The organism is Natrinema sp. H-ect1, assembly GCF_041821105.1.
In the GTDB taxonomy this organism is placed as follows: domain Archaea; phylum Halobacteriota; class Halobacteria; order Halobacteriales; family Natrialbaceae; genus Natrinema; species Natrinema thermotolerans.
The window spans coordinates 613,986-630,641 of record NZ_JBGUBA010000001.1 but is presented as its reverse complement, the minus strand read 5'-3'; the positions used below and the strand labels follow the sequence as shown (position 1 = coordinate 630,641).

Here is a 16,656-nt window from a genome sequence, read left to right as displayed (position 1 = left end):
GAAAGGGCCGCGATCGGTCGCTCAGCGACCGAACTACCACCGACGAAACGCGACGGCAGAAGCGCTATTTCGCTCGTCGTCGAATCCGTGGCTCGAGTCCGATCCGATGCCGTCGACGACGCCGGCCCGGTAACGGGGAAGCGATTAGCTCTCCGCCGGGGACGGCGTACACATCGTCACGTCGCCGTTCGTGTAGACCGTCGCTTGCTCCGGCCGGCAGAGCTGCGTCCGTGAGAGGTCCGCAATCCGTGCGTTCTCGTCCGAGTCCGTGACGTACGTGGCATCGGTCGACTGGGCCGATCGATAGACCGTGTAGTCGTGGTCCGCTCTACCGCCTTCGGGAACCGTCGCGGTCGTCGTCGACGGATACGCGCCGGTCCGTTTGAACAGCGTCTGATACGGGTGGTCGGTGTGGAGTTGCTGATCCGGCCGGATCTCGTCGCCCTGTGGCGAGCCGGTCAGTTCGGCGATCGACTCGGCCGCGGCGAGTTCCGACTCGTCGTATGCGAGGCGCTCGTGGTGGTCGGAAAACACCGGATCGTCGGCGTTGCTTTCCGGGGCGAGAAACATTGCACCTGGATAGGCGAGGACGACGACCAACAGGACGGCGGTGGCGAGCGACGGCGACAGGTTCCCGCGCAGCGTCTGCAACCCGATCGCGCCGAGAATAGCCATCGGCGCGTAGAGGAACGCGAACCAGCGGGTCGGGATGAACGTCCGGACGCCGAACATCGGTAATCCGAGGACGAACACCAACATGAACGCCGCCGCCAGCAGGAGGGTAAACACCGACTGTTCGGCGCGTCGCCTGTGGACGACGTACAGACACCCGACGAACGTCACACCGAGCAGGAACAGAAAGCCCAGGACGTCCACGTAGGGGACGATCTGGTCCAGCAGCGTCTGTGCGGCCTCGGTCCCCGCCTCGCCGCCGTCGGACGAGGACTCGCCTGCGGTGTTGAGAAAGCCGGCGCTCTCTTTGAGCGTCTGCGTGAAGTAGCTCAACACGGTCGCTAGAAACGACTCCTGCCGGTACGGCGTCAGCGACCACACGAAGATCGTCAGCCCGAGGTTGAAGACGACGAGCCCGACGAGGTTGACCGGCTTTTTCGTTCGGAACACGCTCGTATCGAGGCGCGTGAGCCCGAACGGGCCGACGACGAACACGACCTGAGCGATAAACGCCGCCAGCAGCAAGACGAGCATGATGAACGTCGATACCTGGTGGGTGAGGATGACGGCGACGCTCAGCAGTAACAGCAACGAGAAGTCCCGGATCGAGTACTCGATCCGCATCACCCTGAGCAGCGCGTACAACATCGCGAGGAAGAAGACGAGCCCCAGACTCGTGGGAATGTGATGTGTCCCCCACCGCACAACGTGACTCGCGAACGCGTAGAGGGCCGTCGCCAGTACCGCCCACCGCTGTGTGACGAGCAAGTTCGTCGTCGCGTAGACGAGCAGGACCGAGAGCGGCATCACGAGGCCGACGGAGAGGTACAACGCGGCGCGGATCGGAACGTCGTACAGCAACGACGAGGCGGCGACCAGCAGGTGGTAAAACGGCGATCCGTAGTGTTTGTCGTGGGAGATCGCACTCAGTGACTCCTCCGTGAGGATCGACTCGACGAGTTCGCGATGAGTCCAGATGTCGATCCCGATGTAGCCGGGCGTCACGTACAGCGCGGTAAACCGGAAGACGACCGCGAAGCAGACGATCTGGAGCAACAACAGCCCCGGATGGAGGTCCCGGTCGCTTGCGAAGACGATCTGGGCGACGACGAGCGTCCCGACGACGCTTGCCGCCCCGAAAAAGAGGGGCGTTCTGGCTCCTTGGACGACCGTCAGCATCACGAGTGCGGCGAGTCCGGCGAAAACGATGCCCGGAAGCGCCATCGTTACCGGCGACGGCAGGGTCGGGACGGCCCGCGCGTCGTCGCGCTGATACAGCGAGAGGAGATACAGCGCACACGCGGTCCCGAGGACGATCGGTACCGTCTGGATGTAGATCTGTGACGCGAGGAATCTGAGCGGGAACAGTACGAGCGCGAGGACGAGTCCGACGATCGCTGCGACGGTGTCGAGTCGCAACGGCCGGAGTTCCGACAGCGAGCTATACGTCATGACTGACCCCCGTCGGATAGCCCGTCGCTTCCTCCCGGTCGAGTACTCGGCGATACAGCCCGGAGAGACGCTCGCCGAGCGAATCGACCGACAGTCCGTCGACGGCATCGCGACTGTGGGCTCGGTCGCCCGTTTCGACGATCCGCTCGAGGCCGCCCAGGAGGGCACCGTCGTTGTCGCTGACGATACAGTTCGTCACGTCGCCGACCGTCTCGCGGACGAAGCCGACGTCGGTCGAGACGACCGGCAGATCACACGCAGCGGCTTCCTTGACGACCATCGGACCGCTCTCGCGTTTCGACGTGACAAGCAGGAGGTCGCTCGCGTTCATGTAGTAGGGCATCTCCGCGTGATCGACGCCGGTGACCGTTCGGAGTTCGACGTCGACCTCGGCCCGCTCGACGAGTCGCCGAGCCCGCGGAAAGTCCTTCACCGCTCGTGTCCGATCGTACGGGAACAGCGCGACCGGTCGGTCGGTCTCCCACCCGAGATACTCGCGCGCGTACGCTCGAGACATCGGCCGAAACAGGTCGGTGTCCACGCCGAACGGAATCAGTTCGTGATCCGTCTCGAGTTCCCGCGACATGGGCCGGCTCGGGACGACCGCGGCGTCCGCCCGTCGGACACCGTACCGACTGACCGAACGGAGCCACGACTGCTGGCCCATGAGGTCCGTTCCCCACAGGGTCACCACCACGGGCCGAGTCGGCTGTGCGAGCGCGAACGGCGCGACGAGGCCGTAGTTCGCATGAACGATGTCGAACGACGACGAACGGACTGCCGAGAGGACGGTCGGATAGAACCGTGCGTACGCCGCGGGCGACCGGCCCGAATCGCCGCTGTGTCGGCCCGGGACCTCGAGGACCGTGCAGTCGACGCCGCGATCTTCGAGGGCCGATACTTGCTGGTCGAAAAACGGTCGCCGTGAAGTCACCAGTTGGAGGACGTTCATGATCGGTCCGGGTTCGCTGCGGGAGCGGGTCGGTCGGCCGTCCGCGTCTGTGCGATCGTCTCGAGCTGTTGCACGACGAGATCCGTCACGTCGATCCGATCCGCGAGCAGGCGCTCGCGCCGGCGGGCCCACGTGTCGTCGGGTTCCGCGAGGACCGAGACCGCCCGCTCGAGGCCGCGGACGTGTCTCTCCTCGCCGGTGTACTCGAACAGGAGTCCGTACTCCGCGTCGAGTTCTGCCGTGTAGCCCAGAGAGAGGGGGTTCACGTAGACGGCCGGCGTGCCGAGGACGGCGGCCTCGGCCGCGGTCGTCGCCCCCTCGCTCAGAACGACGTCCGCGGAGGCGAGCAGGTCGTGCATTCGCTCCGGTGCCGTCGTGAACTGGTAGGACTCGAGGGCCGCCGGCGGCTCGCCCTCCGCGGTGAGCAAGACCCGCAGGCCCGCCGCCTCGAGCCGATCGACGACCGCGTGCGGGTCGTCGAAACCGCCGTGGCCGACGTCGTGGGAGGCCGCCCAGCTACTGAGCCGAACCACGGCGAACGACTCCTCGGGCGCGAGACCGACGGCCTCGAGGACGGTCGGATCGGGCTCGAACCGCTCGGGGTGGAGATAGGCGAGTTCGTGATAGCCCGGATACGTCACCTGTTTCGGGCCGATATCGTCTCGGTAACACTCCGGCGTCGAGATCGCGTCCGCGAACGGATAGCTGAGTTTCGTAACGAGGGTCGCGTGTTCGGTGTCGTAGAAGACCAGGCTCTTCGCGCCGACCACCGACGCGACGTGGGCGGCGGCGACGCCGCCGATGGCCGTGATTACGTCCGGCTCGAGTCGCCGCGCCCGCTGGAGCAGTCGGAGTTCGTACGTCGCCTGGACTGCCGCCAGCGAGACCAGCGAATCGGCGTCGCCGGCCAGTACCTCGTGGTCGATGTCGTACGCCTCGAGGAGTTGGACGGCGACGTCGCTCTCGCGGGCGAAGACGTGGATCTCGTGACCCCGATTTTCTAGCTCCGCGATGGCGTGTCGGAAGAAGTGGACGTGACCGGGGTGTTGGATCGTTATCATGACACGCATGTCACGACACCCCCATCTCCGCACAGGCTGGAACAGCGGTTCCGCCCGGCGATGGTCGGGTGGCCGTACGGCCCGTCACCGTCCCGGTTACGTATCGCTGGTCTCGCATCGCCTCACAACCCCCGGTAGACGAATCCTGCATCGACGGCGGCGTCTTCGCCGACCGTCCCGGTCACGTCGATCAGTGCGGGGTCGTCGGTGAGTTTCCTCGCTACCGACTCGAGATCCAACTGTTCGAACTCCGCGTGGGGCGTCGCGAGGACGACGGCATCGAAGCCCTCGAACGCGAGCTGTTCCTGGACCTCGATGCCGAACGATTCCCGGGCCGCGTCGCCGTCGGCGAACGGATCGTACCCGGCGATATCGATGTCGTACTCCTGAAGGGCGTCGATGACGGCGTCGATCTTCGAACTGCGAATGTCTCCGACGCCGGCTTTGTACGCCAGTCCGAGTACCAGAACGCGACTCTCGCGGAGCGTCTTGTGACTCTGGTTGAGCGCTTTGATCGTCAGCTCCGCGACGTGATCGGGGACCGATTCGTTGACCTGCCGACTCGTCTGCATGAGTTCGGGGTCAAAGCCCTCCCGTGCCGATCGGTACGCGAAGAAGTACGGATCGACCGGGATACAGTGGCCGCCGACCAGTCCCGGTCGGTAATCGTGGAAGTTCCACTTCGTGCCCGCGGCCTCGAGAACGGCCCGACCGTCGATGTCCATGTTGTCGAGCGCCATCGAGAGTTCGTTGACGAACGCGATGTTGAGGTCCCGCTGGGCGTTCTCGACGACTTTGCAGGCCTCGGCGACTTCGATCGACGGGGCGGGGTGGACGCCCGCGTCGACGACCGACTCGTACAGCGTCGCGAGGTCTTCCAGCACTTTCTCGTTCTGTGCGCTGACGACCTTGACGACGTCTGCGAGACCGTGTTCGTCGTCGCCCGGTGTGGCGCGTTCCGGGGAGTAACCGACGAAGAAGTCCGTGCCGGCGGTCAGTCCGGACGCGTCCTCGAGTGCCGGGGCGAGGACCTCGCGTGTCGTCCCCGGGTAGACCGTCGACTCGAGGACGACCGTCGTCCCGGGTTCCATCTTCGAGCCGACGGTGGCCGCCGCGCTCTCGACGTAGCCGAGGTCCGGGCGCTCGTCGTCGTCGATCGGCGTCGGAACGGCGATGATGACGTAGTCGGCCTCGGCGATCGAGGTCGCGTCCGTCGTGTAGGAGATATCGCCGTCCTGAATCGCCTCGTCCGGGAGGTCACCGGTCGTGTCGACACCCTCCTGGAGTCGGCCGACGGTCACGTCGTCGACGTCGTATCCGATCACGCGGTAGTCCGACTGGGCGAACCCGACCGCAAGCGGCAGTCCGACGTACCCCAGTCCGACGACACAGATCGTCGCTTCGCGCGTGGACCGGTCCGTCGGGTGTTCGAGGGCGGTTCCCTCATCGCTCGTTTCGAACGCGTACTGGCCGCTCGTTCCCTCGTCCGCTGTCTCCTCCGTATCGCTGATTATCGTAGTCATGGGTGATGCGTTGTCGCTGGACCGTCACACGACCGCGTGCGACGGCGATGTCCGAAACCGATGCGCCCGCGGTCCGCACGCGGTCCGCGGGCCGTGCCGTAAAATCCGCAAGTCGCTGTCGGGGGTTTACTATACCGCGGCTAAGCGACTGCAAGCGTGAGAGGGAGTGAGACCGGGCCGTGTCGGGGTTGTCGACGGCAGCGACCGGTCGAGCCTGAACGGCCGTCTGAGCGCTTAGAACGTTATTAAACTCGCCCATATGGATTCATAATGAAGGGGCCACGGCTCGGAACTCCAGTGCGGTCGGCGAGTCCACCCCATCGGACTCGATCACGCACCGACCGTCACAGAATCGCGTACTCATGGTTTCCCATCCTCAGATCGGTGTCGGCGCCCGGTTCGAATCGATTCACACCGTCGTCTCGATCGACGCCGGCCCGACGTCGATCTCCCACCAGGACGTACACGCGATCCCCCCCGGAGTCGGCGGTCGATCCGGTGGACCGTTGGCCGTGATCCAACTGCTTCGCGTGACGTCGTTCTGGGAAGCTACCCTGATCGTGATTCTGTCCCTGCTGATCAGTGCCCTCGTCGGGATTCGCATTGCAGACGCGCTGTCGGAGCGCGAACTCGAGCTGCCGTCGCTCGCGCTCGGTACGGATCCGACGGGAGCGACGGACGACCCGTCCGACGCAGCCACTGCCGACCGCGAGCCACCCGGCTCGTATCTCTCGCCCGAAACGCCACCGAGGCTCCTGAGCGACGAGGGGACGGTAGTCCGATTGCTCATCGCGAACGACGGCCGCATTCGCCAGCGGACAATCGCGGCGGAGACCGGCTGGTCGAAGTCGAAGGTGAGCAGGATCTGTTCCCGAATGCACGCCGACGGGACGATAGAGAAGCGATCGCTCGGACGAGAGAACGTCATCGTCTTCGCTGAGCGACCGGTCGGCGACGAGACGCAGTCGGACGACGCCGAGAGTCCGGCCGCCTGAGCGCCGGTCACTCCTGTCAGCGCCGTCGTCCGGGTCGGACGACGACCGGCGTCCCCGAACCGACGACCGGCGGCGACGTGGCTCCCGCCGTCGTCGGACCACGTCATCGGCGTCTGTAACGACGTTCGATCGTGTAGTCGACCCCGAAGCCGCTATTTGCTGCCGACCGAAGCCGATCGGGACACCGTTCGGCCGTTTCGTTCCGATGTGCCGTCCCTGTCGACGGGCACGGCTCCGATAGGTACCGTGACCGCCCCGTCGATGCACGACGCCGCTGGTCGCCGACAGTAGCCGCGGGAGCGACGGATCGATCACTGCTACGACAGGAGCGACTCGAGCAGTCGTCCGTGCTTCGTACAGGGGAAACAGGATCGGCTGCGGGGTCGGAACGCGGCGGACGAACGCGTCTTATACAGTCGATAGCCGGCGTCGTATTCGCGGTACCGTCTTATTCGTGCTATAGTAATGGCCGCTATCGTCCACGGGGGAAACGGAGCCCGACCGTCCGCGATGGGCGGCTCGGACCGGAGATACCAATGACACGGAACAGGACTGAACGCAAGGCAGCGGTCTCGAACCGACTCGATTCGTCCGTCCCGCTCGACGAGTACGCCGGTGCGCACCGGCCGGGTGGTGCGGTGCAGCCGCCGACGGTCACACGAACGGGGGTGAGTGGCTAATGTGCGGTATTATCGCGCGCATCGGTCACGGGAACGCGGCGGAACCGCTCCTCTCGGGCCTGGAGAACCTCGAGTACAGGGGCTACGACTCGGCTGGGATCGCCGTCCAGAACGGGTCCGGCGTCAAAGTCCACAAGTGTTCCGGCGAGGTGTCCCGCCTCAAATCGAAGCTCGATTCCCAGCCACACGGGAACATGGGGATCGGCCACACGCGCTGGAGTACGCACGGGCCCCCGACCGACGAGAACGCCCACCCGCACACGGACACCGCGGGCGACGTCGCCGTCGTTCACAACGGCGTCATCGACAACTACGAGGAACTCAAGACCTCCCTCCGGGCGGAAGGCCACGAGTTCGAGAGCGACACCGACACTGAAGTCATCCCACATCTCATCGACGAGTATCGGGCGGAGACCGGCGACACCGAACGAGCGGTTCGTCGGGCGGTCGACGTCCTCGAGGGAAGCTACGCGATCGCCGCCATCGTCGACGGAGAGGAGGCGGTCTACGCCGCGCGAAAGGGATCGCCACTGGTTCTCGGGCTCGACGACGAGGAGTGGTACCTCGCCAGCGACGTCCCGGCGTTTCTCGAGCGCACCGAGGACGTGATCTACCTCGAGGACGGTGATCTCGTCGTCCTCGATCCGGACGCCTACCGGATAACCGATCTCGACGGCAATCCGGTCGAGCGGGCCGTCGACACCGTCGACTGGGATCCGGAGGACGCGGGGAAAGGCGAGTACGACCACTACATGCGCAAGGAGATCCACACACAGCCGACGGCCCTCGCGAACACGATCGAGGGCCGGATCGAGGACGGCGACGTCGCCTTCGAGGACCTCCCGGCCGGTTCGTTCGAGGACGTCGAGTGCGTCCAGTTCGTCGCCTGCGGGACGTCCTATCACGCCGCGATGTACGGCGGCCAACTGGTGCGCGAGGCCGGGATCCGAACCGAGGTCCTGCGTGCGAGCGAGTACGAGTCCACGTCGGGGCCGGTCGACGAGAACACGCTCGCCGTCGCGGTCACCCAGAGCGGCGAGACTGCCGACACCCTCGACGCCGTTCGGACGGCGGCCGACCGGGGCGCGCGGACGCTCGCCGTCACCAACGTCGTCGGGTCGACGGCCGCGCGTGAAGCCGACGACGCGGTCTACATCCGTGCCGGCCCGGAGGTCGGCGTCGCGGCGACGAAGACCTACTCCTCGCAGGCGGTCACGCTCACGCTGCTCAGTCAGCGCATCGCCGGCGACGTCCCGACGGCGACCGCCGCCGACGATCGAGCGGCGATGCTCGAGGCGCTCGCGGACCTCCCCCAGCAGGTCGAGACCGTCCTGGAGACGAGCGAGGCCGAACCCCTCGCCGCGGACACCATCGACAGCGAGTCGTTCTTCTTCATCGGGAACGGCCCCGCCCATTCGGTCGCGCTCGAGGGGGCGCTGAAGTTCAAGGAGATCACCTACGAACACGCGGAGGGATTCGCTGCCGGAGAACTCAAACACGGCCCGCTCGCGCTCGTGACCGGGAAGACCCCGGTGTTCGCGGTCGCGACCGGCGATGCCGACGGGAAGACGAAGACGAACGCGATCGAGGCCAAGTCCCGTGGCGCGCCGATCGTCGCCGTCGGACCGGACGACCATCCCCTCGTCGACATCGCCGACGCCCACTTGTCGGTTCCCGATACTCACCCCGTCTGGACGGGGCTGCTCGCGAACGTCCAGTTACAACTGCTCTCCTATCACGCCGCGACACAGCTCGACCGCCCGATCGACAAACCGCGGAACCTCGCGAAGAGCGTGACGGTCGAGTGATCGCCTCACGCGGTCGTTAACTCCTTTTGCGCGCTGTTCGATACCCGGTCCAAACCGAGAACTTTCTCTAGCAGTGCGGCGACGGAACGATGGGACTGAGAGACGGAAGCGACGGCCCGACTCGAGTCGCACACGGAATCGCGGAGCGCCGACCGTTGGCTTCGGCCGGTGGAGCAGCGCCGTCCTCGGCGCGACGACTCGGTACCAGTGAGTCCAGCGAAGCGACATCGACCGCCACCTGAACCGGGCCCAGGTCATCGTCCCGTCCGAGCCGGCGAAAGATGCACGTGGCTAACGCGTCCACTCGAGGCGGCGGTGGCGGCGCGGTCGCTCACTCGGACTGTCGTACTCGATCCCGTCGCCAGATTCGAGACGCGAACGCGGCGGACGATCGCCGACCGATCACGCGTGGCTCCGACGGCGACTGTGACAGCGTCCGCGACGGCGGCTTACGCCCGCGATTGTCGCGTTCGATGTACGATGCGATCGGCTCGCGGTTCGACGGACGGAGGTTGAGGGTCGGCACACAGTGGCTCGACGGCCGATCAAGAAGACGCCGACCGAGTCGGTCGATCACCGGACTCGAGTGCAACGAGCCGGAACCGCAACAAGAGAGCCGACCCCGCGTGACACACCGAGACCGGCAGCCGATTCGATTACCCGCCGTTCGACGCGAGCGTCAGTGTAATCTCGTCGTCCGAGCCGTCGATCTCGACGTCTCGTGCCGTTTGCTCGAAGCCGTCCGCCGACGCAGTCACCGTGTACTCGCCGTCCTCGAGGGCCGTGAACTCGACCGTCCCGTCGTCGCCGACGTCTTTCTCGTCGGTTTCGCCGGTGGTTAGGAACCCGGTGTCCTCCTCGAGTTGTACGGTCGCGTTATCGATCGCATCGCCGTTCTCGTCTTCGACGGCCACTGACAGCGTGTGACCATCGGTCTCGCTGTCGTCGTCAGTACCGCTACTATTGCTCTCGTCGCCGGTGTTTCGTTGTTCGAGTGTCAACGTCTTCGTCACGGCATCGCCGTCGACCCCGACGGTCTCGTTCGAGGGCCGGTATCCGTCGGCGTTCGCGGTCACCGTGTACTCGCCGTCCGCGAGCGAGAACTCGGCTTCCCCGCTTCCGTTGACCGACTCCTGCTTGCTCGAGTCCGGTCCGGTGTCGACGGTGACGGTGGCGGTATCGATCGGCTCCCCGCTCCGATTCTCGACGACCGTCGTCAACGGACGGAGATCGTCGCTGGCATCGGTTTCGTTGTCGCTCCCGGTGTCCGCTCCACCGTCGCTACTGTTACCGCTTTCCGTCTCGCCGTTTCCGTCGCTGGTCTCGTCGGACTCGTCGTCGCCGTCGCCGCTTGTCGTGTCGTCATCCGATGGATTGTCACCGCCGTCGGTCGGCTGGTCGAACCCGTCCACGCTGTCACTGACCGAGCCGATGGCGCTGCTAACTGAGGCACCGCTTGCAGCGAGTGCCAGCCCGGCCAACAGGAAGACGATGCCGGTGACGGTGAGCAAAATCTGGACGCTGCGTTGAATCGATCGGGTTTCCGTCCGGTTTTCTCGGGCATTACGGCGCATTATCGGTGAACGAGGGAAGACGCTGCTGGGTGTTGCATTACACACTCCTCGACTCGCCGACTGCCCCGCTCGAGGAACGTCGGCACTGCTGTTCGTCCGAGACTGGTATTCGAGATATCATTACCCGACAGTTCACCGTCTACCGGTTCACTATACGGTCCATAAGTCCGTTTCAGTCCGAGCAACCGATCGGCTCGCCGCTGCTTCGGCGGTTGCGACAGTGCTGTCTCATCGCCTCGGGGCCGACACGGTGAGCGGCTACCGGTAGTCGAACGAGGCGGACACGGTACCATCTCGCCCTCGGCGAGGAGGGCGGGTTGGGCCGTGCCGATCCGCGTTGCTGCCGATTCGTTCGTCGGTGCCACCGCATGCGTGATCGGCCGCCCGGATCTTAGCCGGCGTCGCTCTCCGTTCCGTCCGCCGAATCGTCGACGAGTTCGAAGTCGGTCGAGCCGCAAGAACATCCGTCCTGCCCGATAATCTTGATTTCGCCGTCCGGCCACTGCCGTGCTGCGTAGACGGAGTTACACGCTGTACACGTCGCAAGCACCCGTGTCACGTCGTCTCTGTGTGCCATCCCCGAGGGTGAGTTTGCAAACCAACTGAATGAAAGTTTCTACTCCGTCGCCGGCCAAAACGAGCGGCGCGACCGAGGCAGTTCAGCCGCGATAGACGGCGTTTCCGCTCGCCTCGATCAGCGAATCGGAGGCTGCGTCCGAGACCCATAGTGGGATACCGGTCGGAGAGTCGTGGCCGGCAGCGACCACCGGGCCGATGTGGAGTGATTCGGGGCAGGGGGCGGCGGACATGACGACTGGGAACGCGTTCCTACTCGTTGAGATGCGATCGATACCCGTTAGGTTCGAATCCGCGCCGGCAGATCACGCGCTTGCGACCGACGGTGATCGCACTGATCTGGTCGTCGTCTTCCATCCGATCGATGACGTCCTCGAGGCGGTCCTGTGCCCACCCGGTCTCCTCGCGAACGGTCGATTGGTCGACGCGGCCGCCGCGTTTGACGAGCAGTCTGAGGATCTTGTCCTCGTCGGGGAGTTCGCCTTCGTCGACGCCGTACTCGATCTCTTCGGCGTAGCTCAACGTTTCGTCGTCGGGGTCGTCGTCCGGTTCCTCGGTCGCCGCCGCGGACTCGTCCGATTGGGCCTCGTCGGCCGATCCGCTCCAGAGAGAGGAAAGCCGCGTCCAGAGTGTGTTGAATACCATGTGTTGATCACGCTCCGCTGGGACTACCACAGCTTGAACGCCCACCTACCTTGACTTTATGTTTTGTATGTGACATTGGTGTGTGCGGTCGGTTACGGTATGACTATCGTGACGGGACCGTCGGCGAATAGCGACGGCCTTGCGACCCGCAAGTCAGTTATCACTTTCAGCGACCGACAGGCTTGCCGACTCACGCGATCCGACGGATTACGGATACGTCCCAGCCGGCTGAGAGGGCAGTTGTTCACCCTTTCTCCCGCCTCGAGTCGACGCAGGGTCGAAACCGCGGGACCGCCTCAGCGGTCGGTCGAACGGACGGTCTCGAGGTACGTCTCGGCGAGCGCATCGAGCGCCTCGTGGGCGTTCGTCGAGTGGGGTGCCGTCAGCGGCGAGACGCTGATGCGGCCCTCGACGACGGCCCGGCGGTCGGTACCCTCGGGGTCCGGGAGCGACTCGGGGTTCATGTCCTCCCAGACGCGATCCTTGAGTGTGACGTGTGCGCCGTTGCGTTCGGCGTCCATCTCGTAGCGTTTCGAGGGACGGGTAATCTCGATCGGGGCGGGCTCGCCGTCGGCCACCGGAACGTTGACGTTGAGATACGCAGCCTGGTCGAAGACGCCGGTCTCGAGTGCGTGATCGGCCAGATAGCGCGTCACGCGGGTCGCCTCGGCGTAGTCGGCAGCGGTCAGGTCGGTGTCGGCCAGCGAGGTGCCGTCGACGGGGACGTACATCGACGTGGCGATCGCCGGCACGTCGAAGAACGCGGCCTCGACGGCGGCGCTGATCGTTCCCGATCGGCCGAGAACGTACTCGCCGAGGTTCGCGCCCTTGTTACAGCCCGCGACGACCAAATCGGGGAACGGACCGAGTTCGGCCAGCCCCGCGACGACGCAGTCGGCTGGCGTCCCGTGGACCGCATACCCCAACTCGTGTTCGTCGACCTCGACCTCGTGGGAGAGCGAGCGACCGCAGGCGCTGCGGTCGTCGGCCGGGGCGACGACGGTCACGTTGGCGCGCTCCGAGAGGGCGTCGTACAGCGCCCTGATGCCGGTACTGTCGATCCCGTCGTCGTTGGTCAACAGGATCTCGAGGTCGTCGCTCATATCGCTCCCGTTGGACGGCGACGCGAAAAGCCCACCGCTTCCGGCGACGGCTCAGGCGATCCGGTCGACGATCGTCTCCTCGTCGACGACCAGGTTGTACGCGCCCTCGTCGTCGTTCCACAGCGCGAGGGCCCCCTCGAACGAACAGAGTTCGCCGTAGTCGGCCTCGAGTAGGTCCCGGTTGAGGGCGGTCTCGTTCGTGACGACGGCGTAGTGGTCGGTGTCCTCGCTGCCGTCGCTGATCTTGAAAAGCGGGTTGGCTCCCTCATCGGAGAGCGAGCGGCTGAGCTTCGCCGCCACCAGATCGATCCGCTCGGTGACGTGGCGTTCCATCTCGGCCATCTTCGCCCACTCGCCGGTATCCAACGACGTGTCGATCCGCCGGCGGCCGTCGACGCGCAACAGCGAGTAGGAGAACTGGACATCGGCGTTCTCGAACTCACCGGGGGCGTGGTCGGCGTCGTCGGCCGGCGTCGCCTCGTCGAGTCGTCGCTGGAACGACGGGGTCTCGAGGTCGGGCCGGACGTCGAACGACCAGCCGCGATCCGACGGCGTCTCGCCGGGCCAGAGGCGAACGGCGGGGCCGTAGACGGTCACCGCGCCGCGACGGTAGTCGGCCGGGTCGTCGCCGTTCTCGTCCCCGTCGTTCGTCTCCACCGCGACCGCGTCGCGCTCCCAGAGTCGCTCGCCCTCGAGTTCCCGTTCGACCTCGCGCAGGCCGACGCTCGTGTTCTTGTCCGCGGGGGCCATCGCGAGGAGGGTCCCCTCGGGCGCAAGCGTCTCGAGGGCCGACCGGGCGACGGCGACGGGGTCCTCGAGTTCGCTCAGGACGTTACAGGCCAGCACGAGGTCGAACCCGTCGTCGGGTGCGGTCGGATCGAAGCCGGCCGACCCCTCGCCGTCGGCGGCCGCCGCGGAGTCGAATTCCTCGGCGGTGGTCCGGTGGATCGTCGAGTGGACGTTCCGGTCGGTCTCCGAGAGCAGCGTCTCGAGGACGTCCGCGGCGGCGCTGGGTTCGACCGCGTGGTACTCGACCAGGGCGTCGTCGGGCAGATAGTCACAGAGCCCGAGCGCGGGGCCGCCGACCCCCGCGCCGATATCGAGGACGCGGAGATCACGACCCAGCAGCCCCCGGTCGGCGAGGTCGTCGAGCGCGTACTGCACCGCCGCGTAGTAGGCCGGCAGGTGATAGATCGCGTAGCCGGCCGCGGCGTCGTCGTCGTACTCGACCGATCGGCCCTCGAGGTAGTCGGCCTTGAACCGCCGGATCGTCGACCGCAGCAAGTCGCCCGAGGCACCCTCGAACCAGTTCGGCCCGTAGCGATCCGCCAGCAGATCCTCGAGGCGGCGTTCGTAAGCGGCGGGGAATCGCTCGACCGGGCCGCGATGGGGCTGGACCGGTTCGTCCGCAACCGGGACGAACGTGCCGTCGTCGCGCTCGATCAGCCCGAGGTCGGCGGCCTCCTCCCTGAGGAGTTGCCGGACCACCGCGGGATGGGGGTTGCCCTCGACGTAGTCACAGATCTCGTCGGGGTCGATCGGTCGGACGTTGCGCAGATACTTCGCGTTCGATCGGACGGCCTCGCGTTGGTCACTCATTCTCGGACTCGTTCCGGGTATCGCTTGTTCCGTGCCAGTTCGCCGCCGCCTCCCGGTAGAGGGCGGCGAGTTCGTCGGCGTCGGCGTCGGCGACCGCGGCGGCGGCGTCGGCGACCGCATCCGCGCCGTCGAACGTCGCCTGAATGTCCGCATAGACCCGCGGCGTTCCCGCGGTCACTTGTCTGGCGAGTCGCCCCAGTTCCTCATAGATCGGCGTTTCGAACCCATCGGGGACCGGCTCCGCCGCGAGCGCGAACGAAAGCACCGCAGCGTGGGTCGCCGCCTGGACCGTCTCCATGGCGTCGTCGTGTTCGGTCGCCGTCGTCTCGACCAAGTCGTTGCCCCGGGCCGCGAGCCCGGCCAGCAACTCGTCGGTGACCGGCCCCGTCTGCTCGCGGACGACGGCGATCGAGCCGGGTGCCCGTTCGGGGGCGAAGAGCGGATGCAGGCTCGCCCGTTCGCGATCGGGTGCGTGTCGCTCCATGGCCGCGAGCGCGGGCTGCATGACGCCCGAAACGTCGACGATCGCTCGCTCGGCCCGCTCGGATTGGGCGGCGATCGCGTCGGCGACCGTCGCCATCGGCACCGCGAGACAAACGGCGTCGTAGGTCCGGTCGCCCTCGAGGTCGGCGACTTCGCCGCCGACCGTCTCGGCCGCGGCCGCCGCGGCGTCGTCGTCGACGTCGGCGAACGCGATCCGGGCGTCGATCGCCGCCCCGAACCACGACCCCATCGACCCCGCGCCGACGATCAGTACGTCCATCGCCCGCCCCTACCCCCCGACGTTGCAAAAGCCGTTCGATCCGTCCGATTCCGTGACTGACCGCGACGGGCGGCCGCTCGAAACACACTCGCCGTGACGGCCCGACCCCGATCGGCGGCATCCGGTAGTGATAGTTCACCCGTCCGGTTGTCGTTGTTTGGGCCGAGCTACTTGAGGCCGCGCCACCGAAGGTCGAGCATGATACGGATCGGAATCGTCGGTGCGGGTGCCGGCGCAGCGGCCGCGACTAACGCGCTCGAGCGAACGGCACCGGACGCCGACGTAACGGTACTCGAGAAGTCCCGCGGGGTCTGCGGGCGGGCCGCGACCAGACGCCGCGACGGGACGGTCTATGACTACGGCGCGAACTACGTCAAGTCCGACGACGAACGGGTCGTCGACGTGCTGACCGAAGCCCTCGACACCGACGGGCTGGTCGATATCGAGGAGCCTGTCTGGACCTTCGACGCCGACGGCGAGGTATCGCCGGGCGAGGACCGCGACGATCACAAGTGGACGTACCGGCAGGGACTGACTCAGATCGCCAAGCGGCTGTTCGCCCGTAGCGACGCGACGATCCACCGGGAGACGCGGGTCGAACGGGTGATTCGGGACGCCGACGGCAGTACTGACGGCGTCTGGCACCTCGAGGACACCGACGGCCGGCGGTGGGGGCCGTTCGACGTCCTCCTGTTGAACCCGCCAGCGCCACAGACTGCCGAACTGCTGCGGTCGGCCGACTGGGAGAGCGACGTTCGGGACCGCCTCGTCGATGCCATCGACGCCGTCCCCTTCCGGACGATCTGGACCGGGATCTTTCACTACCCCTTCGAACTCGAGGCTCCCTACTACGCGCTGGTCAACACGGACAAGGCCCACGAGGTGGGCTGGGTGGCCCGCGAGGAGTGCAAACCCGGCCACGTCCCCGACGGCGAGTCGCTGCTGGTCGTCCAGGCCAACCACGAGTGGTCGGTCGACCGCTACGACGAACCACCGGCGGAGAACCTGACCGAACTGGCGGCCCTGACCGCCGACCTGCTCGAGGACGACCGGCTGCGCGAGCCCGACTGGACCGACCATCAGGGCTGGCGGTACGCCCTCCCCGAGGCCGGCGTCGCCCGCGACCCCCTCCAACTGGCCGAGGCCGACGGCCTCTACTGTCTCGGCGACTGGGTCGCCGGCGAGGCCCGACTGCACGCGGCGTTGCGCAACGGCCTCGAGGTCGCCGAGCGCGTCGCCGACCGCCGGTAATC

General features: G+C 66.5%; 13 protein-coding genes. 3 read left to right on the top strand and 10 right to left on the bottom strand.

Translation table 11 applies throughout. The features are described from left to right. Positions 1-144: 144 nt before the first annotated feature. The 4 genes from ACERIM_RS03240 to ACERIM_RS03225 all read right to left on the bottom strand — a co-directional run bounded on the left by ACERIM_RS03240 (position 145) and on the right by ACERIM_RS03225 (position 5,660). Positions 145-2,124, bottom strand: coding sequence for a hypothetical protein (locus ACERIM_RS03240; RefSeq protein WP_373631202.1), 1,980 nt, complete (start codon positions 2,122-2,124; stop codon positions 145-147). Next, positions 2,114-3,076, bottom strand: coding sequence for a glycosyltransferase (locus ACERIM_RS03235; RefSeq protein ID WP_373631200.1), 963 nt, complete (start codon positions 3,074-3,076; stop codon positions 2,114-2,116). Before ACERIM_RS03235 ends, ACERIM_RS03240 begins: the two co-directional genes overlap by 11 nt. Continuing rightward, positions 3,073-4,146 carry a DUF354 domain-containing protein gene (locus ACERIM_RS03230; protein WP_006650305.1) on the bottom strand — a complete coding sequence of 358 codons (1,074 nt, stop codon included), beginning with the start codon at positions 4,144-4,146 and terminating at the stop codon, positions 3,073-3,075. The genes ACERIM_RS03235 and ACERIM_RS03230 overlap by 4 nt, the downstream gene beginning before the upstream one ends. Positions 4,147-4,259: 113 nt before the next feature. Further along, positions 4,260-5,660 (bottom strand): nucleotide sugar dehydrogenase, encoded by a 1,401-nt coding sequence (locus tag ACERIM_RS03225; RefSeq protein WP_373631199.1) that lies wholly within the window; start codon positions 5,658-5,660, stop codon positions 4,260-4,262. A gap of 362 nt (positions 5,661-6,022) precedes the next feature. Here ACERIM_RS03225 and ACERIM_RS03220 point away from each other — a divergent pair, with 362 nt between their 5' ends. Both ACERIM_RS03220 and glmS read left to right on the top strand, forming a co-directional pair. Further along, a complete protein-coding gene (locus ACERIM_RS03220) occupies positions 6,023-6,655 on the top strand; it encodes a winged helix-turn-helix transcriptional regulator (RefSeq protein WP_006650307.1) in 633 nt (210 codons plus the stop codon). A gap of 679 nt (positions 6,656-7,334) precedes the next feature. Next, positions 7,335-9,143 carry a glutamine--fructose-6-phosphate transaminase (isomerizing) gene (glmS, locus tag ACERIM_RS03215; RefSeq protein WP_373631197.1) on the top strand — a complete coding sequence of 603 codons (1,809 nt, stop codon included), beginning with the start codon at positions 7,335-7,337 and terminating at the stop codon, positions 9,141-9,143. 656 nt (positions 9,144-9,799) lie between these two features. Here the strand turns inward: glmS and ACERIM_RS03210 are convergent. The 6 genes from ACERIM_RS03210 to ACERIM_RS03185 all read right to left on the bottom strand — a co-directional run bounded on the left by ACERIM_RS03210 (position 9,800) and on the right by ACERIM_RS03185 (position 15,403). Continuing rightward, entirely contained in the window at positions 9,800-10,717 is a 918-nt protein-coding gene (locus tag ACERIM_RS03210) for a carboxypeptidase regulatory-like domain-containing protein (protein WP_373631196.1), read from the bottom strand. A 391-nt stretch (positions 10,718-11,108) separates the two neighbouring features. Further along, entirely contained in the window at positions 11,109-11,294 is a 186-nt protein-coding gene (locus ACERIM_RS03205; protein ID WP_049964802.1) for a hypothetical protein, read from the bottom strand. A gap of 251 nt (positions 11,295-11,545) precedes the next feature. Beyond that, positions 11,546-11,938, bottom strand: a complete 393-nt coding sequence (locus tag ACERIM_RS03200; RefSeq protein WP_006181220.1) for a hypothetical protein — start codon at positions 11,936-11,938, stop codon at positions 11,546-11,548. A 296-nt stretch (positions 11,939-12,234) separates the two neighbouring features. Continuing rightward, positions 12,235-13,041 carry a 5'/3'-nucleotidase SurE gene (surE, locus tag ACERIM_RS03195; protein ID WP_373631195.1) on the bottom strand — a complete coding sequence of 269 codons (807 nt, stop codon included), beginning with the start codon at positions 13,039-13,041 and terminating at the stop codon, positions 12,235-12,237. Positions 13,042-13,092: 51 nt separating this feature from the next. Then, positions 13,093-14,640, bottom strand: a complete 1,548-nt coding sequence (locus ACERIM_RS03190) for a small ribosomal subunit Rsm22 family protein (protein WP_373631194.1) — start codon at positions 14,638-14,640, stop codon at positions 13,093-13,095. Next, positions 14,633-15,403: a prephenate dehydrogenase gene (locus tag ACERIM_RS03185; RefSeq protein WP_373631193.1), complete on the bottom strand. Its 771-nt coding sequence runs from the start codon at positions 15,401-15,403 to the stop codon at positions 14,633-14,635. Before ACERIM_RS03185 ends, ACERIM_RS03190 begins: the two co-directional genes overlap by 8 nt. A 198-nt stretch (positions 15,404-15,601) precedes the next feature. On the opposite strand from ACERIM_RS03185, the gene ACERIM_RS03180 reads away from it, so the two are divergent. Continuing rightward, positions 15,602-16,654, top strand: coding sequence for an NAD(P)/FAD-dependent oxidoreductase (locus tag ACERIM_RS03180; RefSeq protein WP_373631191.1), 1,053 nt, complete (start codon positions 15,602-15,604; stop codon positions 16,652-16,654). Positions 16,655-16,656 lie beyond the last annotated feature (2 nt).